The 22,332-nt window shown below is 69.6% G+C and carries 25 protein-coding genes and 1 riboswitch; of the genes, 8 read left to right on the forward strand and 17 right to left on the reverse strand.

Going from position 1 to position 22,332, the window contains the following annotated elements; translation table 11 throughout:
- The first annotated feature begins 98 nt into the window (after positions 1-98).
- Both JWP54_RS14985 and JWP54_RS14990 read left to right on the forward strand, forming a co-directional pair.
- Positions 99-923 (forward strand): ThiF family adenylyltransferase, encoded by an 825-nt coding sequence (locus tag JWP54_RS14985; protein WP_297373430.1) that lies wholly within the window; start codon positions 99-101, stop codon positions 921-923.
- On the forward strand, positions 920-1,195 hold the full coding sequence (locus JWP54_RS14990; protein ID WP_297373431.1) for a DUF6457 domain-containing protein: 276 nt from the start codon (positions 920-922) through the stop codon (positions 1,193-1,195). Before JWP54_RS14985 ends, JWP54_RS14990 begins: the two co-directional genes overlap by 4 nt.
- Before the next feature lie 58 nt (positions 1,196-1,253).
- Here JWP54_RS14990 and JWP54_RS14995 read toward each other — a convergent pair whose 3' ends face one another.
- Together JWP54_RS14995 and JWP54_RS15000 are read right to left on the reverse strand one after the other, a co-directional pair.
- The gene (locus JWP54_RS14995; protein WP_297373433.1) at positions 1,254-1,589 is read right to left on the reverse strand and encodes a cupin domain-containing protein; all 336 of its coding nucleotides are present in this window, start codon (positions 1,587-1,589) and stop codon (positions 1,254-1,256) included.
- Positions 1,590-1,699: 110 nt separating this feature from the next.
- Positions 1,700-2,158: a MarR family winged helix-turn-helix transcriptional regulator gene (locus JWP54_RS15000; RefSeq protein WP_297373434.1), complete on the reverse strand. Its 459-nt coding sequence runs from the start codon at positions 2,156-2,158 to the stop codon at positions 1,700-1,702.
- Positions 2,159-2,218: 60 nt separating this feature from the next.
- Here JWP54_RS15000 and JWP54_RS15005 point away from each other — a divergent pair, with 60 nt between their 5' ends.
- Positions 2,219-2,458 (forward strand): hypothetical protein, encoded by a 240-nt coding sequence (locus JWP54_RS15005; protein WP_297373436.1) that lies wholly within the window; start codon positions 2,219-2,221, stop codon positions 2,456-2,458.
- Between the two features lie 147 nt (positions 2,459-2,605).
- Here the strand turns inward: JWP54_RS15005 and JWP54_RS15010 are convergent, their stop codons facing one another.
- The 6 genes from JWP54_RS15010 to JWP54_RS15035 form a co-directional block, all read right to left on the reverse strand.
- Positions 2,606-3,613, reverse strand: a complete 1,008-nt coding sequence (locus JWP54_RS15010; RefSeq protein WP_297373438.1) for a serine hydrolase — start codon at positions 3,611-3,613, stop codon at positions 2,606-2,608.
- A gap of 57 nt (positions 3,614-3,670) precedes the next feature.
- Positions 3,671-4,270, reverse strand: coding sequence for a hypothetical protein (locus JWP54_RS15015; RefSeq protein WP_297373439.1), 600 nt, complete (start codon positions 4,268-4,270; stop codon positions 3,671-3,673).
- Between the two features lie 68 nt (positions 4,271-4,338).
- Complete coding sequence (locus tag JWP54_RS15020) at positions 4,339-5,655, reverse strand: DUF445 domain-containing protein (RefSeq protein WP_297373441.1); 1,317 nt, start codon at positions 5,653-5,655, stop codon at positions 4,339-4,341.
- Positions 5,656-5,724: 69 nt separating this feature from the next.
- On the reverse strand, positions 5,725-6,546 hold the full coding sequence (locus JWP54_RS15025; protein WP_297373443.1) for an aldose 1-epimerase family protein: 822 nt from the start codon (positions 6,544-6,546) through the stop codon (positions 5,725-5,727).
- Positions 6,546-6,674 carry a hypothetical protein gene (locus JWP54_RS15030; protein WP_297373445.1) on the reverse strand — a complete coding sequence of 43 codons (129 nt, stop codon included), beginning with the start codon at positions 6,672-6,674 and terminating at the stop codon, positions 6,546-6,548. The genes JWP54_RS15025 and JWP54_RS15030 overlap by 1 nt, the downstream gene beginning before the upstream one ends.
- Positions 6,675-6,724: 50 nt before the next feature.
- Positions 6,725-7,552 carry a DeoR/GlpR family DNA-binding transcription regulator gene (locus JWP54_RS15035; protein WP_297373446.1) on the reverse strand — a complete coding sequence of 276 codons (828 nt, stop codon included), beginning with the start codon at positions 7,550-7,552 and terminating at the stop codon, positions 6,725-6,727.
- A gap of 84 nt (positions 7,553-7,636) precedes the next feature.
- Between JWP54_RS15035 and galT the strand changes: the two genes are divergently transcribed.
- The 3 genes from galT to JWP54_RS15050 all read left to right on the forward strand — a co-directional run bounded on the left by galT (position 7,637) and on the right by JWP54_RS15050 (position 10,424).
- Positions 7,637-8,833: a galactose-1-phosphate uridylyltransferase gene (gene galT / locus JWP54_RS15040; RefSeq protein WP_297373449.1), complete on the forward strand. Its 1,197-nt coding sequence runs from the start codon at positions 7,637-7,639 to the stop codon at positions 8,831-8,833.
- The gene (gene galK / locus JWP54_RS15045; RefSeq protein ID WP_297373451.1) at positions 8,830-9,990 is read left to right on the forward strand and encodes a galactokinase; all 1,161 of its coding nucleotides are present in this window, start codon (positions 8,830-8,832) and stop codon (positions 9,988-9,990) included. The genes galT and galK overlap by 4 nt, the downstream gene beginning before the upstream one ends.
- Positions 9,991-10,121: 131 nt before the next feature.
- A complete protein-coding gene (locus tag JWP54_RS15050) occupies positions 10,122-10,424 on the forward strand; it encodes a hypothetical protein (protein WP_297373453.1) in 303 nt (100 codons plus the stop codon).
- A gap of 161 nt (positions 10,425-10,585) precedes the next feature.
- On the opposite strand, the gene JWP54_RS15055 is transcribed toward JWP54_RS15050, so the two are convergent.
- Entirely contained in the window at positions 10,586-11,068 is a 483-nt protein-coding gene (locus JWP54_RS15055) for a YbaK/EbsC family protein (protein WP_297373455.1), read from the reverse strand.
- Positions 11,069-11,212: 144 nt separating this feature from the next.
- Here JWP54_RS15055 and JWP54_RS15060 point away from each other — a divergent pair, with 144 nt between their 5' ends.
- The gene (locus JWP54_RS15060; RefSeq protein ID WP_297373457.1) at positions 11,213-11,746 is read left to right on the forward strand and encodes a gamma carbonic anhydrase family protein; all 534 of its coding nucleotides are present in this window, start codon (positions 11,213-11,215) and stop codon (positions 11,744-11,746) included.
- A gap of 72 nt (positions 11,747-11,818) precedes the next feature.
- On the opposite strand, the gene JWP54_RS15065 is transcribed toward JWP54_RS15060, so the two are convergent.
- The 8 genes from JWP54_RS15065 to JWP54_RS15100 all read right to left on the reverse strand — a co-directional run bounded on the left by JWP54_RS15065 (position 11,819) and on the right by JWP54_RS15100 (position 20,650).
- The gene (locus tag JWP54_RS15065) at positions 11,819-12,703 is read right to left on the reverse strand and encodes a bifunctional methylenetetrahydrofolate dehydrogenase/methenyltetrahydrofolate cyclohydrolase (RefSeq protein ID WP_297373459.1); all 885 of its coding nucleotides are present in this window, start codon (positions 12,701-12,703) and stop codon (positions 11,819-11,821) included.
- Between the two features lie 155 nt (positions 12,704-12,858).
- Positions 12,859-14,157 (reverse strand): serine hydroxymethyltransferase, encoded by a 1,299-nt coding sequence (glyA, locus tag JWP54_RS15070; RefSeq protein WP_297373461.1) that lies wholly within the window; start codon positions 14,155-14,157, stop codon positions 12,859-12,861.
- 31 nt (positions 14,158-14,188) lie between these two features.
- Positions 14,189-14,278: riboswitch (ZMP/ZTP riboswitch) on the reverse strand.
- 5 nt (positions 14,279-14,283) lie between these two features.
- Complete coding sequence (gene mnhG / locus JWP54_RS15075) at positions 14,284-14,622, reverse strand: monovalent cation/H(+) antiporter subunit G (protein ID WP_297373463.1); 339 nt, start codon at positions 14,620-14,622, stop codon at positions 14,284-14,286.
- Positions 14,619-14,891 carry a monovalent cation/H+ antiporter complex subunit F gene (locus tag JWP54_RS15080; protein WP_297373465.1) on the reverse strand — a complete coding sequence of 91 codons (273 nt, stop codon included), beginning with the start codon at positions 14,889-14,891 and terminating at the stop codon, positions 14,619-14,621. The genes mnhG and JWP54_RS15080 overlap by 4 nt, the downstream gene beginning before the upstream one ends.
- Positions 14,888-15,493 (reverse strand): Na+/H+ antiporter subunit E, encoded by a 606-nt coding sequence (locus tag JWP54_RS15085; protein WP_297373510.1) that lies wholly within the window; start codon positions 15,491-15,493, stop codon positions 14,888-14,890. The genes JWP54_RS15080 and JWP54_RS15085 overlap by 4 nt, the downstream gene beginning before the upstream one ends.
- 5 nt (positions 15,494-15,498) lie before the next feature.
- Positions 15,499-17,058, reverse strand: a complete 1,560-nt coding sequence (locus JWP54_RS15090) for a Na+/H+ antiporter subunit D (protein WP_297373467.1) — start codon at positions 17,056-17,058, stop codon at positions 15,499-15,501.
- Positions 17,058-17,582, reverse strand: coding sequence for a sodium:proton antiporter (locus JWP54_RS15095; RefSeq protein ID WP_297373469.1), 525 nt, complete (start codon positions 17,580-17,582; stop codon positions 17,058-17,060). Before JWP54_RS15095 ends, JWP54_RS15090 begins: the two co-directional genes overlap by 1 nt.
- Complete coding sequence (locus tag JWP54_RS15100) at positions 17,579-20,650, reverse strand: Na+/H+ antiporter subunit A (RefSeq protein WP_297373472.1); 3,072 nt, start codon at positions 20,648-20,650, stop codon at positions 17,579-17,581. The genes JWP54_RS15095 and JWP54_RS15100 overlap by 4 nt, the downstream gene beginning before the upstream one ends.
- 242 nt (positions 20,651-20,892) lie before the next feature.
- Between JWP54_RS15100 and JWP54_RS15105 the strand changes: the two genes are divergently transcribed.
- Entirely contained in the window at positions 20,893-22,329 is a 1,437-nt protein-coding gene (locus tag JWP54_RS15105) for an amino acid permease (protein ID WP_297373513.1), read from the forward strand.
- Positions 22,330-22,332: the final 3 nt, after the last annotated feature.

The following is a 22,332-nucleotide window of genomic DNA, read 5'->3' on the forward strand; positions in this document are numbered from 1 at the left end:
GAAAGGTCACCCTCGCGAACGCGGGAGTGTGGCTGCCTCCGGTGCCGCGAAGCCGCCACACGACCGCTCTCGCGAGAAATGGCGCGTACCGTTGACGCATGGCACTTCCCCCACTCCTCGAGCCCACCGGCCCGCTCAGCCCCACCGAAACCGCGCGCCTGGAACAGGTACAGAACCTGCCGCAGCTGCGGCTGCCGCCGATCGACGAGCTCGGGCACCGGCGCCTCGCGGCCGCCCGGGTGCTGGTGCTCGGCACGTCTGGGCTCAGCGCGCCCGCGCTCCGTTCCCTGGCCGCCGCCGGCGTGGGCACGATCGGGCTGGCCGACGTCGGCCCGCTGGATGTCGACGGCCTGGTGCTGGCGACCACCACCATCCTCACCCTCTCTCCCGACACCGCCGTCAGCGCACACGATGAGGAACTCACGGCCGAGTCGGCGCCGCGCATCCTCGGCGGCTACGACCTGATCATCGACGGCAGCGACCTGAGCCCGCAACCGTTCCTGGTGGGCGACACCTGCGCCGCGCGCGGTCTGCCGCTGGTGTGGGGGTCGGTGGCGCGCGGCAACGCCGAACTGTCGGTGTTCTGGTCCAGCCCGCCGCGCCGGAGCGGCCAGCGCGCCACCCGGTTGCGGGACTTCTTCGCCGCCGGCCCGGACGCCCTGGCATCCCGCCCGGCCGACCCCGGGGTGCTCGGGGCGTTGCGCGGGCAGGCCGGCGCGCTCCTGGCCGCGGAAGCCATCCGGCTCGTCACCGGCACCGGCGAGCCGCTGATCGGCCGCGTGCTCACCATCGACGCCGATACCGGCCGGTTCGACGCCGTCCCGCTGCCCGTGGCGCAGCCCGGCGATGCCACGATGGGAACCGACGACGCCGCACCCGGCAGCGCCGCCGCCGAAAGCCCGGTCCCCGAGGAGAACTCATGAGCACGAACGTCCCGCTGCCGCCCGAGGCCCTCGACGAGTGGCTGGCCGCCCTCGCGGAGCGGCTCGGCATCGACGCGGAGTTAGTGCCCACCGGGTTGCTACTCGACGTGGCCCGCGACGTGGCCCACAACGTGGCTCGCCCGGCGGCCCCGTTGAGCCTGTTCCTGGTGGGGCTGGCCGCGGCCCGGTCCGGCGGCAGCGCCGAGGACATCGTCGCGGCGAGCGCCGCCGCGACCGACCTCGCGCTGAGCTGGCCGGCCGCACCGCGGTAGCGCGCCCCACGGCATCCGCCGAGTCGCCCGCCTGCGGACGAACGGGGCAACGGCGGGGTCAGGGGCGGCGCTTGGCGACGGTGAGCAGGATGGCGGCGTCCTCTTCGGCCTCGAGGCTGTGCCGGGCATCGGGCACGATGAGCAGGTCGCCCGTGCGCGCCTGCCAGGAATCCTCCCCCACGATCAGGCGTACCCGCCCGGTCACCACGTAGACGGTGGTGTCGCCGGGGCTGGCGTGCTCGGCCAGGACGGTGCCCTTGCTCAGGCCGATGACGGTCTGGCGCAGGACCTTCTCGTGCCCGCCGAAAACGGTGTCGGCCGCGCGGCCGCTGCTGGCGGCGGTGGCCGCGGCGAGTTGCTGCCGGGCGAGGGCGTCAATCGAGATCTTCTGCATGCCGCCAGCGTACGACTCCGACGCCGGTCCGGGTCGAATTGCCCTCTTTCGGACGAGTTGCCCCGGTACACCGGGGCAACTGGTCCGCACCGGGGCAACTGCGCGCGACGCTAGGGCGCCGGGTTCGACGCCCGAATGACCTCGTTGAGGGTGTCCCGCAGCACGATCAGGCTCTCCGGGGACATCTCCAGCGTGCGCGCCACCCGCGCCGGGATGGTCTCGGCGATGGCGCGCAGCTGCTGGCCATGCTCGGTCAGCGTCACCTGCAGCGCCCGCTCGTCGGTCGTCGAGCGCTCCCGGCGGATGTGCCCGGTCGCCTCGAGCCGTTTGAGCAACGGCGACAGGGTCGCCGGCTCCAGCCGCAGCGCGTCGGCCAGACTCCGCAGGGTGCGCGGGTTCTGCTCCCATAGCGCCAGCATCACCAGGTACTGCGGATGCGTGAGGCCGAGTGGCTCGAGGATCGGCTTGTACAGGGCCACCGTGGTGCGCGCCGCCACGGTCAGGGCGAAGCAGACCTGGTTCTCCAACGCGAGCAGGTTCGGTTCGGTCGTCGTTGCCGGGTTCGTCATCCACGTGCCCTTCGTTAGTGCGCTAACCATTTCGCGGTTTTAGTTAGTACACTAACAAGTATGACAGCGAAGAAACGCAGACCGACTATCAAGGAAGCCGGCGGGTTCACCGCGTGGCTGAACGGTCGCCTGTTGCCGATTATCGGCCCGCCGCCACTGGGCCCCTACGACGACGAGGTCCCCGTGCAGGAGCGCCCGGTGGCCCGCTGCCCGCTCTGCGGAGCCCCCATGGCCGAGCACGACATCGACCGCAGCGGCGAACGTACCCAGCTGCGCTGTCCCCTTCCCACGGTCGACTAGGTCGCAGCCGACCCCCGCGGCCAGGGTACGCGGGTGCGGCGCCGTTGCGCGGGTGGCGCGCCACCCGCGCCACGGCGCTTGACCCGGGCGGCGCATCCGTCACCCGCGCAACGGCGCTTGACCCGCGCGGCGCATCCGTCACCGGCGTCAGAACTGGGCGTCGATCTCCACCACGAGATCCCAGGCGCCCTCTTCGGCGTTGCTGAGCACCACGACGTCCAGGCCCGACTTCGGGTAGTGCCGTAGGATGCCGCTGGCACCGGCGTTGACGCCGTCCTTGTAGTACGAGCGCACCGTGCCGTTGTCGTCGAGGTCGAACTCGAGGCCGAAGCCGTACTTCACGTCGTCGTCATAGTCCACCTGCGGGGTGAAGAACTCCTCGGTGTACTCCTTGGAGAGCAACTGGCCGCCGCGCACCGCATTGAGGAAATTCATCAGGTCCCCGGCCGTCGTGTGCGCGCCGCTGTCGGGTGAGCCGATCGCCGGCGAGCTGTAGATGTTCGAGATCCAGCTGCCGTCCTCGCGGCGGTCCCAGCCCTCGGCCACCCGGTCCACGGCGTCCCGGCGGTCGAAGAAGCCGGAGTCGGCCATGCCCGAGCGGGCGAAAACCTCCTCGCGCACGTAGTCGCGGTAGGTCAGGCCCGACACCTTCTCCACCGCCAGGCCGGCGAGGATGTAGCCGACGTTGCAGTCTTCGACCTGCACTCCGGGCGGGGCCAGTCTAGGCTTGTCGGCGAACAGCGGCAGGAAGTCGCGGGTTTCGACCAGCGAGTAGTTGGGCGTCGCCGCCCAGAACGCGTCGTAGTCCTCACCGGCTTCCTCATCGACGTCGTCGGCGATACCACTCGTGTGGGTGAGCAGATGCAGCAGGGTGACGTCGGTGCCGATGCTGCTGCCGCCGAGGTCCACATACTCGTGGATCGAGGCCTCAAGGTCGAGCCGGCCGGCATCCACCTGCTGCAGCACGGCGACGCTGGTGAAGAGCTTGGTGATCGACGCGGTGTCGAACCGGGTGTCCAGGGTGTTGGGCACCTTCCAGCGGGGGGTGGCGAACCCCCGGGCCGCCTCGAAGACGGTGCGGTCGCCATCGCGCACCAGCACCACTCCGGAAAAGTCGCTGTTGTCGAGAAAGGTCTGTATTGCCTGGGTATCCACCCTTCGAGCGTAGCGAACGGCGGCCGGTCACGCGGTGCCGGATCCGGCGGCGGCGGGTCAGTCGGTGCTGCGGGTACGCTTGGCCAGGGCCTTGAGGTCGATCGCCGCGACGGCACGCATCCGCTCGGCACGCGCAGCCGCGTAGCCGGGCTGGCGCGGGTCGATCCTCTGGGCCAGGAGCCGGGTGGCGAGCGCCTCGTTGATCTCCTGCAGGGCATCCGCCCGCGCCTTATCCACCAGCTCGGCCACCCGCTCGTCGTCGGCGGCAAGGACGCGCAGCCGCTCGGCGACGTGATCGTGCAGGGTGCGCCGGCGGCCGAGCCGGATGACGTCGCGGCGTTTGTTCTCCACCTCCCGGCCCTTCCCGGTCTTGGTGGTGCGGGACAGGTAGGACCCGAGCCGTTCGACCCGGGTGGAATCCTCATCGTTCTGCCGGGCGACCTCGTGCAGTTCCCGCCGGGCCAGGGCCGCGTAGTCCGCGTCCGCGTAGTCGGTGTGCTCCCGCAGGGCACCCACGATGATGCGGTTCTTCAGCGCCATCCGCACGGCGGCGAGGGCGATGAGCATGCCCTCGTCCACGATCCGCTCGGTGGAGGGCGTGGGGGCGCGGGCGGCGGCGGTGCCGTCATCGGTCTCGTGCGAACCATTCGTGCCCACACATTAAGTATGGCTCATCGCAAGGTCCGAAAACGGGGCACCCGAGGGCTGCCGGCCCGCCGGTCCGGTCAGAGCGCGAACAGGGCGGCGGCACCCTGGGCGAGCGAGAAGATCAGCAGCCCGGCGAGCGAGCCGACAACGGTGCCGTTGATGCGGATGAACTGCAGGTCCTTGCCCACCTGCAGTTCGATTTTCTCGGTGGTCTCGGCCGGGTCCCAGCGCTCCACGGTCTCGGTGATCACGCCGGCGATCTCGTGCCGGTACTTCTGCAGCACGTAGCCAGCCGCATCCGCCAGCCAGCGGTCGATGCGGGTGCCGAGGTGCTCGTCGCCGGCCAGCCGCGCACCCACGTCGAGCACCGTGGAGGTGATACCGGTGCGTAGCGCGCTCTCCGGGTCGGCCAGGGCCACGACCAGCGATTCCTTGAGCGACTCCCAGGCCTCGCCGGCGAATTCGCGCAGCTTGGCATTGTCGACCAGTTCGAGCTTGAGCATCTCGACCCGCTCGATCATCGGCGCATCGTGCTGCAGGTCGTCCATCAGCTCGGCCAGGTAATGATCGATGGCCTCGCGCAGCGGATGCTCGGGGGTGCCCTGCACCGTCGACACGAACACCAGGACCTCCCGGTAGGCCCTGTCGTCGACCATCTCGCCGACGAAGCCGGGCAGCCAGCGCGGCAGCCGGGTGGACACGGACTGGCCGAACGCCTCCGGGTGGGTCTCCAGCCAGCTCTGCGCCTTCTCGAGCAGCAGGTCCACGGCGGCGTGGTGCCGGCCCGCGGCGACCAGATGCTCGCCGAGCCGGCCCAGGCTGGGGCCCCACTGGGGCTCCAACAGGTGCTCGCGAGCGACACCCTCGAGCAGGTCCTTGATGTCGTCGTCACTGAGCAGGTCGAGCAGTCCGGTGCCGGCGTGCGAGATCTCGTCGGTGAGCCGACCTGCGTTGCCGGGCTGCGACAGCCAGGCGCCGAGCCGGCGAGAGATCCCGATCGATTCCAGCTTGCCGCGCACCACCGCGTCGGAGAGGAAGTTCGACTCCACGAACTCGCCCAGGCTCGCGCCGATCTCGTCCTTGCGGTTGGCGATGATGTTGGTGTGCGGGATGCGCAGCCCCAGCGGGTAGCGGAACAACGCCGTGACCGCGAACCAGTCCGCGATCGCCCCGACCATGCCGCCCTCTGCGGCGGCGCGCACATACTCCAGCCACGGGTAGCGCTCCTCCAGGGCGAAGGACACGGCGAAGATCACCGCCATCGCCAGCAGCAGGCCCAGCGCCAGCCGCTTCATGCCGACGAGGGCGATCCGACGCTCCTCGTCGGCGGCGCTCAGCGGCGCCCGGGTTCCGCTCTGATGCGGGGTGGGAGTGCTCAGGGAGGGCAATGCCATGGGTCTGGTCGTTCCTCGTCGGTCCGGGGGCGCCGTTCAACGCGCTCCCGCCACCCTAAGCCGGGTCGCTCAGTCGGCGAAACCCGCCGGGGCGATTCCCCAGCGAACCACCCATTCCTCGCCGGGTGCCAGCCAGCGAAGGCCCCGGCCGGAGTTGAAGGCATCCGCCGGCGCCGTCATCGGCTCGATCGCGACGGCCTGGCCCAGCCGGGTGGTGTCGCCGGTGCGCACCGGGAAGATGCGGGGGGTGAAGACCTGCACATCAGCCATGTTGTCGTCGCCCCACAGGGTGACCCGGCGGCCGTCCGGCGCGGTCAGCGAGTGTTCGCCGCGGCCGTCCTGGCTGATGACGCCGCCGAACCCGTCGTCCAGGTCTAGGTCGCCGACCCGCGCGCCGGCGCGCAGGTCGAAGCGGGTGCCGGCCACCGGGGTCTCACCGATCGGGTTGAGCCGGTGGTCGACGTCGATGTGGCTGGTGGCGGCCAGAGTGAGCACCAGGTCTTCGGTGGGCACGTCACCGATCTTGAGGTACGGGTGCGTGCCGAGCGCCACCGGGGCGTCGTCGCCGCCGGCGTTGCTGATGGTGTGGGTGACGGCCAGGCCGTCGGCGGTGAGGGTGTAAGTGACCGTGGTGTCGAGCTGGTACGGGTAGCCGACCTGCGGGTACACCGTGGCCAGCAGGGTTACCGACTCGGCGCTCTGCGCCGCCGGCCGGTACGCGGTCACCGCGAGCAGGCCGTGGATCGCGTTCATCAGCACCGGTTCGGTGATCGCGAGCAGGTGCCGCACGCCACCGTGGGTCCAGATGCCGTCCCGGATGCGGTTGGGCCAGGGCACCAGGACGGTCCCGGCACCCAGCGGCGGCACCCGGTCGGCGGCGAAGCCCTCCACTAGGTCTTGCCGTTCAGCGCATAGTCACGCAGCCCCGCGGCGACCTCGGTGATGGTCGCGGTGGCCGGTCCCTGCGGCGTGTCCATGCTGAGCAGGTACTGGGTTCCGGTGGCAGCGGGCAGCGGCATGGCGGCCTTTCGGGTTGGATGGTTCGTGAGGCGGGGTCGGTCGGCGCGAATCAGTGCGGCTGCAGCACGGCGAGCCCCGCGTCTCGCAGCGGGACCAGGGTGGCCGGGTCGGCCGCCGCATCCGTCACCAGGGTGTCAAAGGCGGCCAGCGGGCCGATCCGGCCCAGGTGCACGTGCCCCAGTTTGAAACCGTCGGCCACCACGACCGACCGCGCCGCGGCGGCGAGCATGCGGGTTTTCACGCCGGCCTCCGGCAGGTTGATGTTGGTGACGCCGCCGTCGACATCGACGCCGTTGCAGCCGATGAACGCCAGGTCGGCGTGCACCTGGCTGAGCACGGTGTGGGCGAGGGGGTCCACGAGCGAGTGCTGCAGCGGGCGGAGCGAGCCGCCCGTGACGATGACGGTGAAGCGCGGTATCGCCGGCTCAAGGGCGAGGGCGATGCTCAAGCCGTTGGTGATGACCACCACATCGGTGAGGTCGGTGCGCGCAACGAGCGCCCGGGCGACGGCGAGGGTGGTGGTTCCCACGTCGAGGATCACACTCTGGCCGCTCGAGACCAGCGAGGCGGCGAGTTCACCGATCTGCTGCTTGGGGAGGACCGAGGAGACCAGGGCCTCCTCGAAGGAGAACTCGCGGTCCGGTCGGCCGACCGGGGCGAGTCCGGCCGGCACCGCTCCGCCGTGGATTCGGGTGAGGGAGCCGGCGCTCTCCAACTGGTCCAGGTCGGCCCGCGCGGTAACCCCGGACACCCCGAACGTGTCACTGAGCTCGCTCACGCGCACGAAACCGCGCTCGTGGACGAGTCGCTGGATCTGTTCACGGCGCTGGTGCGCCGGCAGCACGTCCCGGTCGGTCGGATGTTCCGCAGAAGCCATGGCTACATCTTCGCTTAGTTTGTCTTGCTTTTCAATACGCAAGAACTGGTTTCAGTTACGCAAATCGGCTAGCGTTGAGGGACCATGACTCCCAGCACCCCGAACTTCGTCGCCGACCCCGGCATCACGCGCCAGGCCCACCTCCTGGCCGACGGGCGGGACCTCATCTACTTCGATGACCCCGACACGACCCTGGCGCCTGACCGCGCCCCCGATCTGCGCGACCTCGCGCCGCGCCCGGCCACCGCCCGCATGCGCCAGGACCCGCTCAGCGGCGAGTGGGTCTCCATCGCCGCCGCCCGTCAGAACCGGGTGTTCCTGCCGCCGGCGCACCTCGATCCGCTCGCACCGTCCACCCCGGAGAACCCGTCCGAGGTGCCCAGCAACTACGACGTGGCCGTGTTCGAGAACAAGTCGCCCTCGTTCGGGCCGTTGCTCACGGATGCCGACGCACCCGCCGGCCTCGACGACCTGCGCACGATCGGGCTGGGGCGCATCCGCACCTCGGTCGGCCGCTGCGAGGTCGTCTGCTTCAGCCCCGCCACCGAAGGGTCCTTCGGCAGCCTGTCGGTCACCCGGGCCCGCACCGTGATCGAGGCCTGGGCCGAGCGCACCCACGCGCTCTCCCAGATGCCCGGCATCGAGCAGGTCTTCCCGTTCGAGAACCGCGGCGAGGCCATCGGCGTCACCCTGCACCATCCGCACGGACAGATCTACTCGTACCCCTACGTCACCCCCCGCACCCAGCGGCTGATCGATTCGGTCGAGAGCTACGGCCCCACCCTGTTCGCCGACATCCTGGCCAGCGAACAGGCCGGCGACCGGGTCATCCTGCGCGGTGAACACTGGACCGCGTTCGTGCCGTTCGCGGCCCGCTGGCCCATCGAGGTGCACATGCTGCCGCACCGCCACGTCGCCGACTTCGCCGGCACCACCCTGGCCGAGCGCGACGAACTCGCGGTGCTCTACCGGCGGCTGCTGCGCGGCATCGACGCGCTCTACGCCACCGAGACCCCGTACATCGCCGCCTGGCATCAAGCGCCGGTGAATGCGCACCGCGATGAGATCCGCCTGATGCTGCAGCTCACCAGCCCGCGCCGGGCCGAGGACAAGCTCAAGTACCTGGCCGGCTCCGAGGCCGCCATGGGCGCCTGGATCGGCGACGTCACGCCCGAGCAGGCCGCCGCCAACATCCGCGCCGCCGTGGAGCGTTCCGACGCCGCCGACGCAACAGCAACAGCAACAGCAACAGAGAGCACCACCGGAAAGGCTTCCTCGTGACCGAGAGTACCCAGACCATCCTGACCGGCTTCCGCGAACGGTACGAGCGCGAGGCCGATGGCCTGTGGTCCGGCCCCGGCCGGGTCAATCTGATCGGCGAACACACCGACTACAACGACGGCTTTGTCTTCCCGTTCGCGATCAACCGCAGGGCCGTCGTGGCCCTGGCCGTGCGCGACGACCGGATACTGCGCGTCGCCAGTTCCTTCACCGAGGAGCTCGTCGAGATCTCGCTCGACGACCTCTCTCCCGAGACCGTGTCCGGCTGGTCGGCGTATCCGCTGGGCGTGGCGTGGGCGCTGGGCGTGCACGGCGCCGACCTGACCGCGGTGACTGGTTTCGACGCCTACATCGACTCCGATGTGCCGATCGGCGCCGGGCTGTCGTCTTCGGCCGCGATCGAGTGCGCCACCGCCGTGGCGCTGAACGAGGTCTGGAGCCTCGGCTTCGGCAAGCAGGTGCTCGTGCGGGTGGGACAGCTCGCCGAGAACCGGGTCGTCGGCGCCCCCACGGGAATCCTCGACCAGTCGGCGTCGATGCTCGGCCAGACCGATGCCGCCGTCTTCCTGGACTGCCGCAGCTTCGAGTCCGAGGTCATCCCGCTCGGCTTCGACGACGCCGGCCTCGAACTGCTCGTGATCGACACCAAGGTGACCCACGCGCACGCCACCGGCGGCTACGCCGACCGCCGCGCCTCGTGCGAGAAGGGCGCTGCCCTGATGGGCGTCGGATCGCTCCGCGACCTCACGGTCGACGACCTGCCCCGCGCCGTCGAGGTGCTCGACGATGAGACCTTCCGCCGGGTGCGGCACATCATTACCGAGAACCAGCGGGTGCTCGACACCGTGACGGTACTGCGCGAGCAGGGCCCGAGCGCGATCGGTTCGCTGCTGGATGCGTCGCACACCTCAATGCGCGACGACTTCGAAATCTCGGTGGCCGAACTCGACCTCGCCGTGGAGACGGCCCGTGCCGCTGGCGCCCTCGGCGCCCGAATGACCGGAGGCGGCTTCGGCGGCTCCGCCATCGCGCTGACCCCGCACGCGCTGATCCCCGCCGTGCAGCAGGCCGTGGCCGAGGCCTTCGCGGCCGCCGGCTACACCGCGCCCGACATGTTCGTGGTGCGCGCAGCGGCCGGGGCTGCTCGCCTGTCCTAGCCCTCGATCGACGCCCCAGGCCGCGCGCCGGATTGCACACATCCCGCCCTCGTTTCGACAACGAAGGCGGGATGTCTGCAAACCAGCGTGAGCAACTCCTGGATGTCGGTGGTGCGGTAGACACTGTGCGCATGGACGAGCGACGACCGAAAATCGACGAAGTAATCTCGACCGTCTGTGGCGAGGCCGCCGGCCTCAGCACCGGCATCAAACGCAGGCGCACTCTGCAGGTCGAACGGGACCTGCGCGCCTTTATCGAAGCCGAGGCCGACCGATACCTCACGGATGACGAACGCACCATCCTCGCCGCTGAGCAGGAATTCGATCCGACTGGCGCGGCCTGCCGTGCACTCGAGGCACGCTGTTCCGTGCCCGCCACGAGCTCAAGCGCGAACGGCGCGAGCAATCGTGGGCCAGGGAGGTGGCCAGGATGACGCCGAGAGAACGGGAGGGCATAGAGAGCCTGACAGATCGCCGAACTCACCGCACGCAAGCACGCGACGGTGGCGGCACAACCGGCATCGAACACCAGCGATCAGGAGCGGGACGCCCACGACTAGTCAACAACTGCACGGGCACCGGCAACCTTCGGAGACTAGGCGGGCGGAACCACCGGGGTCGGGGTGCCACCGGTGAGGCGCAGCAGCTCGGCGAACGTGGTGGGGAACACCGTGTGCGCGTGGCCCGCGGCTGCCCACACCACCGGATAGCCCGCGAGGTCCTCGTCGACCAGGGTGCGAATCGGCGAGGGATGCCCTACGGGCGCAACCCCGCCGATCACCTGCCCGGTAGCCTCCTTCACGAGGTCCTTGGAGGCCCGGCCGATGGTGCCGCCGAGCCGCTCCCCCAGCCAGGCCGTGTCCACCCGGTGCGCCCCGGAGGTGAGTACCAGCAGCGGTTCGCCGTCGAGGGTGAAAACCAGCGAGTTCGCGATCGCGCCCACCTCGATGCCGAGCGCCGCCGCGGCCGCGACCGCGGTGGTGGTGGCATCGTCGAACCAGCGGATCTCGGGGTCGACCCCCTGCTTGTTCAGCGCCAGGCGCACTCTGTCAACGGCCGGATGCGCGGTGTTCACCATCCGAGAATCCTAGACCCGCGCATCCGCCGCAAAAAAAGGATAAAGACCGGAAAGAAGGACGCCGTGGTGGATTCTGTCCTTTTTGGCTCACTATTTCCTATTTCGATGGGCAACGCGCACTCCGCGGATGGCTAGGGTGGGGCCATGACCGCCGACAGCGCCGCCCGCCTCCTCACCCTGCCCGACCGCCCGGGGCCGCACGTGGCCGAGAGCGCATTCGTCGCCGCCGGCGCCGTGCTGGTGGGCAACGTGAGCCTGGCCGAGGACGCGAGCGTCTGGTACAACGCGGTGCTGCGCGCCGAGGCGGAGCCCATCCGCATCGGCGCCGGCTCCAACCTGCAGGACAACGTCTCCTGCCACGTCGACGGCGGCTTCCCGCTGATCGTCGGCCGGGATGTGTCGGTAGGCCACGGCGCCGTGCTGCACGGCTGCACGGTCGAGGACGGCGCCCTGATCGGCATGGCCGCCACGGTGCTGAACGGCGCCGTCATCGGCGCCGGTTCGCTGGTGGCCGCCGGCGCCGTGGTGCTCGAGGGCACCATCGTGCCACCGCGCTCCCTCGTGGCCGGCGTGCCGGGCAAGGTCCGCCGCGAACTCACCCCGGAGGAGGTCGACGGCATCCGTCACAATGCCGAGAACTACCTCGACCACGCAGCCCTGCACCGGCTCGCGACCTGAGAGATAAGCACCAGGATCCGCGGGATTTCGGGGCTCAGATCGCAGCTCGCGGGAACTTTCGCGGGTGAGATTCTAGGGCTTGAGGAGCCGCTCGGAGGCCTTGACCACGTTGGCGAGCAGCATCGCGCGGGTCATCGGGCCCACGCCGCGCGGGTTCGGCGAGAGGTAGCCGGCCACGGATGCGACGTCGGGGTGCACGTCGCCGGTGAGCTGGCCCTTGCCCGTCTCCGGGTTCTCCACCCGAGTGATGCCCACGTCGAGCACTGCAGCGCCGGGCTTGATCCAGTCGGCCTGCACTAGGTGCGGCACGCCCACGGCCGCCACGACGATGTCGGCGCGGCGCACCTCGGCGGCCAGGTCGACGGTGCGGGAGTGCGTCAGCGTGACGGTGGCGTCCAGGCCCTTGCGGGTGAACAGCAGGCCGAGCGGGCGGCCCACGGTGAGGCCGCGGCCGATGACGACCACGTTCTTGCCGGAGATGGGCACGTCGTAGCGGCGCAGGAGCTCCACGATCCCGGCCGGGGTGCAGGGCAGCGGCGAGGCGAGTTCGCCCTCGATGCCGAGCACGAGGCGGCCGAGGTTGGTGGGGTGCAGGCCGTCAGCGTCCTTGGCGGGGTCCATCAGCTCGAGCATGGCGTTCTCGTTGTGGCCCACGGGCAGCGGCAGCTGGATGATGTAACCGGTGACCTCCCGGGCGGCGTTGAGGTCCGTGATCGCGGCGCGGACATCCGCGCTGGTGGCAGAGCCGGGCAGGTCGATGCGGATGGACTCGATGCCCATCTCGGCGCAGTCGCGGTGCTTGCCGGCCACGTAGGAGCGGGAGCCCGGGTCGTCGCCGACGAGGAGGGTGCCGAGCCCCGGCACGATGCCTTGGGCGGCCAGCGCGCGCACGCGCTCGGTGAGTTCAAGCTTGACCTGGGTCGCGGTGGCGACGCCGTCGAGGGTGAGTGCGGTCATGCGAAATCCGATCTGTCGGTGATAGTGCGCGCCGCCCCGGCTCGGGGCTCCGCGCCAATGCGGCAGCCGCGGCGCAACGCGCGCGGCAGAGCCGGGTGTGGGCGGTGACGGATGCGCTTGCGGGAGCAGGCGCATCCGTCACGGACCGTCCGGGCCTACTGGGAGAGGCCGGGGTACAGCGGGAACGCGTCGGTGAGGCCCTTCACTCGGGCACGGAGGCCCTGGATGTCGGCGCCGGGCTGGAGCGCCTCGGCGATGACGTCGGAGACCACGGTGAACTCGGCGTCGCCGAAGCCACGGGTGGCCAGGGCGGGCGTGCCGATGCGGAGGCCGCTGGTGACCATCGGCGGGCGCGGGTCGAACGGCACCGAGTTGCGGTTGACGGTGATGCCCACCTCGTGCAGCGCGTCCTCGGCCTGCTGGCCGTTGATCTCGGAGTTGCGGAGGTCCGCGAGCACCAGGTGCACGTCGGTGCCGCCGGTGAGCACGTCGATGCCAGCGGCGCGCGAGTCATCGGCGGTGAGCCGGTCGGCGAGGATGCGGGCGCCGCGAAGGGTGCGCTCCTGGCGCTCCTTGAACTCGGGCAGGGCCGCGAGCTTGAACGCGGTGGCCTTGGCGGCGATCACGTGCATCAGCGGGCCGCCCTGCTGGCCGGGGAACACGTTGGAGTTGAGCTTTTTCGCCAGCGCGGTGTCGCGGGAGAGGATGAAGCCCGAGCGCGGGCCGGCGAGGGTCTTGTGCACGGTGCTGGAGACGACGTCGGCGTACGGCACCGGTGACGGGTGCAGTCCGGCGGCGACCAGGCCGGCGAAGTGCGCCATGTCCACCCAGAGCTTGGCGCCGACCTCGTCGGCGATGGCGCGGAACGCGGCGAAGTCGAGCTGGCGGGGGTAGGCCGACCAGCCGGCGATGATGACCTGCGGCTTGTGCTCCAGCGCCTTGTCGCGCACGACGTCCATGTCGACGCGGAAGGTCTCCGGGTCGACGCCGTAGGCTACCGGGTTGTAGAGCTTGCCGGAGAAGTTGAGTTTCATGCCGTGCGTGAGGTGGCCGCCGTGCGCCAGCTCGAGGCCCAGGATGGTGTCACCTGGGGTGGCGATGGCGGAGAGCACTGCGGCGTTCGCGGTGGCGCCGGAGTGCGGCTGCACGTTCGCGTACTCGGCGCCGAACAGGCTCTTGGCCCGGTCGATGGCGAGCTGCTCGGCGACGTCGACGTACTCGCAGCCGCCGTAGTAGCGGCGGCCCGGGTAGCCCTCGGCGTACTTGTTGGTGAGCACCGAGCCCTGCGACTGCAGGATGGCGCGGGGCACGAAGTTCTCGCTGGCGATCATCTCGAGGTAGTCGCGCTGGCGACCGAGTTCCTGCTCGAGGATCGCGGCGATCTCGGGGTCGACGACCTCGAGCGGTTCGTTGAAGGTGGACGCTACAGGATTAGTCAGCACAGTATCGGACACGGGAAAACTCCTTGGGACATATCGATGGATGTGTCGTGGCCCAGGCGTGCGGCCACTAACCGTGTCAGTCGCTCCCCGATGGTGACCCATCTTTCGTGCTACGCCAGTTGCGACCCGGCCATACTATCAGCCGCGTGCGTCGCGTAGCTCGTCGAGGACGAGTAAATCGGGCCGCAGGTGGTCGGTCACATAGGCGGCGCGAGCCACGAGGTGCGCCGCCATCGGCGCGGTGAGGGCCTGGAAGAGCACGATGGCGAGCACCAGGGTGAGGGTACCGACGCTGAAGTTCGTCACGGCGATGTCCAGCGTGACCGCCATCAGCCCGAGGATCTGCGGCTTGGTGGCGGAGTGCAGCCGGGTGAGCACGTCGGGGAACCGCAGCAGGCCGAGCCCCGCCGCCAGACACATCAGCGCGGCGAGCAGCACCAGGACGGCGGTGACCACGTCACTCCACAGCGCGCTCATGCCCGGTCCCGCCCGGGCAGGAACCTGGCGACGCTGAGGGAGCCGAGCACGGCGAACAGGGCCAGCACCAGCAGCACCGGCAGGTTGTCGGTGTGCCGGTTGAACGCCATCTCGGCACCGAGGGCGCAGATGATGGTGGCCACGAGCACGTCGGAGGCGATCACCCGGTCGAGCACCGACGGTCCGCGGATGATGCGGTAGATGGCGGCCAGGCCGCCGACGCCGAACAGGATTCCGGCGACGACGGCCACGATGTCCATGGCGCTCATGACGGAGCTCCGTTCGTGTATTCGGGCGGTTCACCCGGCGTGATGCCGAGCCGTTCTTCCTCGTTCTGCACCCGGCTGACCCGTTCGACGTCTTCGTGCGAGCCGAACGCCATCACGATGCGCCGTTCGGTGGCGAGCACGGAGGCGCGGAACCTGTCGGTCTCAGACGTATCGTGCATGTTGATCACGTGCAGGAAGAGGGTGGAGTCGACCCGTTCGATGTCGACGACGATGGAGCCGGGAACGATGGACGTGGCCACGGCGGTCCAGGTCAAGATGAGGTCGCTGCGGGTGCGCAGGTGCACCGCGATGATGGCGTTGGTCGGCGTGTAGCCGGGGCCGACGGCCAACCACGCCACGTTCACGGAGGCGCGGCCGATGTCCCAGAGCAGCTTCCCGAACAGCCAGGCGCTGCGCCAGAGATTGACCCGGCCGCTCAGCTGCACCGCCGGCAGGTAGAAGACGACCGACACGATCGCGGCGAAGACCGCCCCGGTGACCAGGTTCAGCCAGGAGAACCTGCCCCACAGCGCCGCCCACAGCAGCACCAGGCCGAGGAACAGGGGCAGCTGGTTCACGGCCCCGCCGAGGCGTTCCTTCATCGGGCTCACGGGGTGCCGCCCGGGAAGACGGCGTCGATGTAGGTCGACGGTTCTTCGATGTCCACGGCGGCGCGGGCGGCCAGGTCGAACGCCGGGCCGGCGAAGATCGTCAGGCTCACTGTGAGGACCAGCATGGTGGCGGTGGCAGCGGTCATCAGGGGTGACGTGGTCTTGGTGGTGACGGTGCCCTCGTCGTGCGGGTCGTCCTGCAGGGCGTTGAGCATTGCGGAATCGTAGTTCTCCACGTCGCGACGGGGTCGCCAGAAGGCCATGTTCCAGGCCCGGGCCAGGGCGTACAGGGTGAGCAGCGACGTTGCCGCTCCACCGGCCAGCAGTACATAGTTCAGGCCGCCGCCGACCTGCACGCCGGCGTCGAACAGGGCGACCTTGCCGAGGAATCCGGAGAACGGGGGGATACCTCCGAGGTTGAGCGCCCCGATGAAGAACAGGACGGCGACCAGCGGCGTGGCCTTGAGCATCCCGCCGAGCCTGGCCAGCGATGTGGTGCCGCCGATGCGTTCGATCAGTCCGGCGCACAGGAACAGGGTGGTCTGGATCATGATGTGGTGCACCACGTAGTAGATGGTGGCCGCGATCGCGGCCTGGGTGCCGATCGCGATGCCGAAGATCATGTAGCCGATGTGGCTGACCAGGGTGAAGGAGAGCAGCCGTTTGATGTCGGCCTGCGCGAGGGCGCCGAGGATGCCGATGACCATGGTGAGCAGGGCCACGATCATCAGCGGAACCTGGAGCTGATTGTCGGGGAACAACAGCGTCTGGGTGCGCAGGATCGCGTACACACCCACCTTGGTGAGCAGGCCGGCGAACACGGCGGTGACGGGGGCGGGCGCCGTCGGATAGGAATCCGGCAGCCAGAACGACAGCGGGAACACCGCCGCCTTGACGCTGAACGCGATCAGCAGCATCAGCGCGAGGATCAGCTGCACGTCACCGGGCAGCGCCGGGATCCGCTCGGCCAGCAGCGCCAGGGTGACGGTGCCGGTCGCCCCGTAGATCAGCGCGATGGCAGACAGGAACAGGATCGACGAAACCAGGCTCACGATGATGTAGGTGACGCCGGCGCGGATGCGCGCGCCCGTGCCGCCGAGGGTGAGCAGCACGTAGCTGGCCGAAAGCAGCATCTCGAACCCGACGTACATGTTGAACAGGTCACCGGCGATGAACGCGTTGAACAGTCCGGCCGCCAGCACCAGGTAGGTGGGGTGGAAGATCGACACCGGAGTTTCCCGGTTGCTGTCGACGATGCCCTGCCCGACGGCGAAGAGCAGCACGCCGAGCAGCATCAGCGCGGACACGATGAGCATGATCGCCGAGAGCCGGTCGACGACGAGCACGATCCCCCATGGCGCCTGCCAGTCGCCCACGTGCACCACCGCGGGGCCGTTCTGGTCGACGAGGACCAGAAGGATGGCGCTGATCACGACGATCGCGGTGAGCGAGAGCACGCTCACCATCACCTGGTAGCGCGACCGGCGGCCCAGCGCCAGGGTGAGGGCGGCGCCGAGCAGCGGAATCGCGACGACGAGGGGTACCAGGATGTTCATCAGTTACCGCCCTCCCGGTCGCCGGTCGTGGGGGTGCGCTCGTCGGAGCGATCGGTGGCGTCGGGGCCGGAGCTGTCGTCGTCGCTGCCGTCCTCGCTGGCGTCGAGCGACGCCTGCACGGCGGCCTCGTCATCCGTGGACGACCTGAAGGTGACCTCGGAGTCTTCGCTGGTTTCCGCGGCGTGTTCATCGGTGAGGGTGTCGCCCTCGTCGCCGAGCTGCGCCAGCCACCAGGACCGGTAGATCAGCGCGAGCAGCAGTGCGGTGATACCGAAGTTGATCACGATGGCCGTCAGCATCAGCACCTGCGGCACCGGGTCGACCATGGTGTCGTCCAGGGCGGTGCCGGTCACGATCGGCGAGCTGCCGGGGCGGCCGCTCATGATGAAGATCAGCAGGTTGGTGGCGTTGCCGACGAGCAGGAAGCCGATCAGCACCCGGGTGAGACTGCGCTCGAGCATGATGTAGATGCCCGCGGCGTACATCACGGCCATCACCACCACCAGGGTCAGGGAGGCGCTCATCGGGATCCTCCTGCCGGGCTGGGCGCGTCGGCCGCATCGGCGGGCGCGGGAATCGGTGCGGTCTGGGGGCCCTCCCCCGGTGCGGGCGCCTCCGCCGGGACCCAGTCCGAGGATGCGGCGAAGCCGATGGCGTCGCCGGCGTCGCTGGACTCGTCGCCGGTGGCGGGCACTGTGGGGTGCTCCGGGTCCTCATCGCCGGGCTCGTCGAGCTCGCTCTGCCGGTCGATCTCGCTGCCGAGGCTGCGGAGGATGTCGAGGGTCAGGCCGATGACGACGAGATACACGCCGATGTCGAAGATGCTGGAGGTCCCGAAAGAGAGGTGGCCGAGCACGGGCACGTCCGCCTCGAAGTAGGCCGACTCCAGCGGGATGCCGGTGACGAACAGGGAGGCGACGGCGGTGCCGACGGCGAGGACCACCCCAAGGCCCAGGATCTTGCCCGGGTCGATGGGGGCAGCTTCGCCTAGTTCGTACCGGCCGCCGGCCAGGTACCTGGCAACCAGGGCGAGGCCGGCGAGCAGGCCGCCGGCGAAACCGCCGCCGGGCAGGTTGTGGCCGGCGAAGAGCAGGTAGATCGACACGACGATGGCCGGGTGGAACAACAGCCGCACCAGCACCTCGATGATGATCGACCGGTTCTCGGCGGCCTGGGTGCGCCCGCCGAGCAGCCAGGACTGCCGGCTCACAGCGTGGCCGGCGGAGCTGGCGTGCGGGTCGGCGACGACCCGGCGACGGTTCTTCGGCGCACGCCGCTTGCGGGATTCGCGCAGGCGGGGCATCTCGGCGCTGCGGCCGGAGACGAACAGCAGGCTGGCGACGCCGGTGGCCACGACGATGAGCACCGAGATCTCGCCCATGGTGTCCCAGGCACGGATGTCGACGAGCATGACGTTGACGATGTTCTTGCCGTGGCCCTCTTCGACGGCCAGCCGGGGCAGCTCGGCGGCGATGCTCTGCGCCTGCCGGGCGCCCAGGGAGATCACCGCGATGGTGCCCATCACGACGCCGACGAGGGCGCCGATGATCGCCCGGCGGCGGCGGCGCATGGGCCGGTTGTGCTGGGCGATGCGGCTGGGCAGCCGGCGAAGCACGAGGACGAAGACCACGAGGGTGATCGATTCGACGAGGGCCTGGGTGAGTGCCAGGTCGGGGGCGCCGTGGAAGGCGAACAGGGCCACCAGGCCATAACCGGTGACGCCGGCCAGCAACACCGCGGTCATCCGCTGGCCGACCCGGGCGGCCATGACGGTGGCGATGATCATGATCAGGCCGATGATCACCTGGGCCGGATAGTCCCAGAGCACGATGGCGTCCGGCCAGGTGCGGTTGACGAAGGAGGCGGCGCCCAGCGCCAGCACGAACACCACGAGGATGGTGGCGAGGTACTGCGGCAGGCCGCCCTTCTGGGCCACGTGGGTGCTGCGCGCGGCGGCCCTGTCGACGAACCGCACGGTATGGCCGTAGCCGTGGCCGGCGTCCACCCAGGCGGGCACGGCGGCCTGCCAGCGGGCCACGCGCTTCCGCTGGCTGAAAATGCCCAGGCCCAGCAGCACCACGATCGTGCTGAGCAGCAGCGCCGGCTCGAGCCCGTGCCAGAGCGCCAGGTGGTAGTGCCCCTCACCGGGCATGGTGTCGGCGTAGGCGGCCAGGACCGGGTCGATCAGGAAGACCAGCGGGCCGAGCAGCACCGTCGCGACGGTGAGGATGCCGGGGGCCAGGTTGAAGTCCCAGCGGGCGGAGTGCAGCGCGGTGTCGCTGATCGCGGGGCGGGTGCCGAAGGCGCCCCAGAAGAACTTGGCGCTGTAAGCGACGGTGAGCACCGACCCGAGCGCGGTGCCGGCCAGGGCGATCCAGCCCCAGCCGTCGCCGGCCAGGCCGGCCTCGAGGAACGCCGTGAACACGGCTTCCTTGGCGACGAAGCCGAGGAGCGGCGGCAGGCCGGCCATCGACGCGACGGCGATCAGCGCGATGAGCGCGAGCACCGGTTCCCGGCGGCCGATGCCGGAGAGCTTGCGCCAATCGCGGGTGCCGGCGCGATGGTCGATGATGCCCACCACGAGGAACAGGGTGGCCTTGTAGAGCGCGTGGGCGAGCAGCAGCGCCACACCGGCCAGGGCCGCGTCGCGGGTGCCGAAGCCGACGACCACCATCAGGAAGCCGAGCTGGCTGACCGTGCCGTAGGCGAGCATCAGCTTGATGTCGTGCTGGCGCAGCGATCGCCAGGCGCCCACGAGCATGGTCCAGACGCCGATGGTCACCAGCACCGGTAACCATCCGGGTGAGTCGGCGTAGCCGGGCGCGAACCGGGCGGTGAGGTAGATACCGGCCTTCACCATCGCGGCGGCATGCAGGTACGCGCTCACCGGGGTTGGCGCGGCCATCGCGGCCGGCAGCCAGAAGTGGAACGGGATGAGCGCGGACTTCGACAGTGCCCCGACCAGGATCAGCAGCACCGCCCAGATCGCGACCGGGGTATCTGAGGGGTTGGCGACGATGTAAGCCAGCGAGGTGGTGCCGGCGTCGACCGAGATCATCACGACGCCCACGAGCATCACCAGGCCGCCGAAGGTGGTCACCAGCAAGGCCTGCAGCGCCGCACCGCGGCTCTCCCGCCGGGTGGTGTAGTGCCCGATCAGAAGGTAGGAGAGCACACTGGTGATCTCCCAGAACATGAACATCACCAGGAAGTCGTCGGCGGTGACGAGTCCGTACATGGTGCCGGCGAAGGCCAGCAGCAGCGCCGCGAACCGGCCAAGGCTGGGCTCATCGGCATCGAAGTAGCGGGCGCAGTAGATCAGTACCAGGGCGCCGACGCCGGTGACCACCAGGGCGAGCAGCCAGGCCAGCGCATCCACCCGGAACGACAGGCTGATGCCCAGCTGTGGGATCCACGGGATGCTCTCGGTGACGGCTCCCCCGTCGGTGATCACGGAGGTCTGGGTGAGGGTGTACCCGAAGGCGATCGCGGGCAGCACGGCCACGACATAGAAAACGCGCAACCCGATCAGACGGGTCAGCGTGGGGGTGAGCACTGAAAGGAGCAGGAATGACAGAAGGATTGTCGCCATGCGGCCTCCCGGCTCCCTGTACAAGGGTGTCGTCTCTACGGTCAGAGTGTCGGGTTCAGTCTACAGGAGGGGTCTTTGGTCCCAGACCGTGCTACGACCGTCGACTAGGGTTGCCGCAACCCCCAGAACGGATGCTTCACGTGACAAGCAGCACCACCGGGCCGGACCGGCCGGAGGGTTCTTTCCTCCCCACCGGCGCACCGGCACCACGCGGTCCGCACGACGAAACCCCTCTCGAGCACATCGACGACGCCCTGAGCGTGCATGAGGACGAGGGCCTGCATAAGGGCCTCAAGTCTCGGCACGTGCAGATGATCGCGATCGGTGGCGCCATCGGCACCGGCCTGTTCCTGGGTGCAGGCGGGCGGCTGGCCAGCGCCGGACCCGCCCTGGTGTTCGTCTACGCGATCTGCGGTTTCTTTGCTTTCCTCATTCTGCGGGCGCTCGGCGAATTGGTGCTGCACCGGCCCACTTCGGGTTCGTTCGTCTCCTACGCCCGGGAGTTCTTCGGCGAGAAGACGGCCTTCGTCACCGGCTGGTTGTACTGGCTCAACTGGGTGATGACCGCGATCGTCGATGTGACCGCGGTGGCGCTGTACATGAACTTCTTCGGCACGTACTGGGCGCCGTTCGGTAACGTGCCGCAGTGGCTGTTCGCGCTGATCGCCCTCGCCGTGGTGCTCAGCCTCAATCTGCTCTCGGTCAAGGTTTTCGGTGAGCTGGAATTCTGGTTCGCGCTGATCAAGGTCGTCGCCATCGTGGCCTTCCTGCTGGTCGGCACCTGGATGGTCATCTTCGGCACCCCGGTGGAGGGCGCGGAGGTGGGCTTCTCCCTCATCGCCGACAACGGCGGCTGGCTGCCCAACGGCATCATCGCCTCGGTGCTGGTGGTGCAGGGCGTGGTTTTCGCCTACGCCTCGATCGAGCTGATCGGCACCGCCGCCGGCGAGACGGAGCACCCGGAGAAGGTGATGCCCAAGGCGATCAACACCGTCATCGTGCGCATCGCGGTCTTCTACGTCGGCTCGATCCTGCTGCTCTCCCTCTTGTTGCCGTACACGGCATATGAGGCCGGCGTGAGCCCGTTCGTCACCTTCTTCGGCTCCATCGGCGTCGAGGGCGTCGACGTGATCATGAACCTCGTCGTGCTCACCGCGGCGCTGTCGTCGCTGAACGCCGGACTGTATTCCACCGGACGCATCCTGCGCTCGATGTCGCTGGCCGGGTCGGCACCGCGTTTCGCCGAGAAGGTGAGCCGCAACGGGGTGCCGTTCGGCGGCATCCTGCTCACCGGTGTGGTCACCCTGCTCGGTGTCGGCCTGAACGCGATCGTGCCCGACGAGGCGTTCGAGATCGTGCTGAACATGGCCGCGATCGGTATCATCAGCGCCTGGGGCATGATCGTGCTCTGCCAGCTGCGCCTGCAGGCCTGGGCGAAGGCCGGCATCCTCACCCGACCGGCGTTCCGGATGCCGGGAGCGCCGTACACCGGCTACCTCACCCTGGTCTTCCTCGCGGCGGTGCTGGTGCTGATGGCCTTCGACTGGCCGGTCGGCACGCTCACCATCAGCTCGCTCGCCGGAATCATCCCGGCGCTGATCCTGGGCTGGTTCGTCTGCCGCGGCCGCATTCTCGCCATCGCGGCCGCCCGGCCGCCCCTGCCCACCGCCCAGCGCTAGCGG

The organism is Cryobacterium sp. (assembly GCF_025463825.1).
Lineage (GTDB): Bacteria > Actinomycetota > Actinomycetes > Actinomycetales > Microbacteriaceae > Cryobacterium.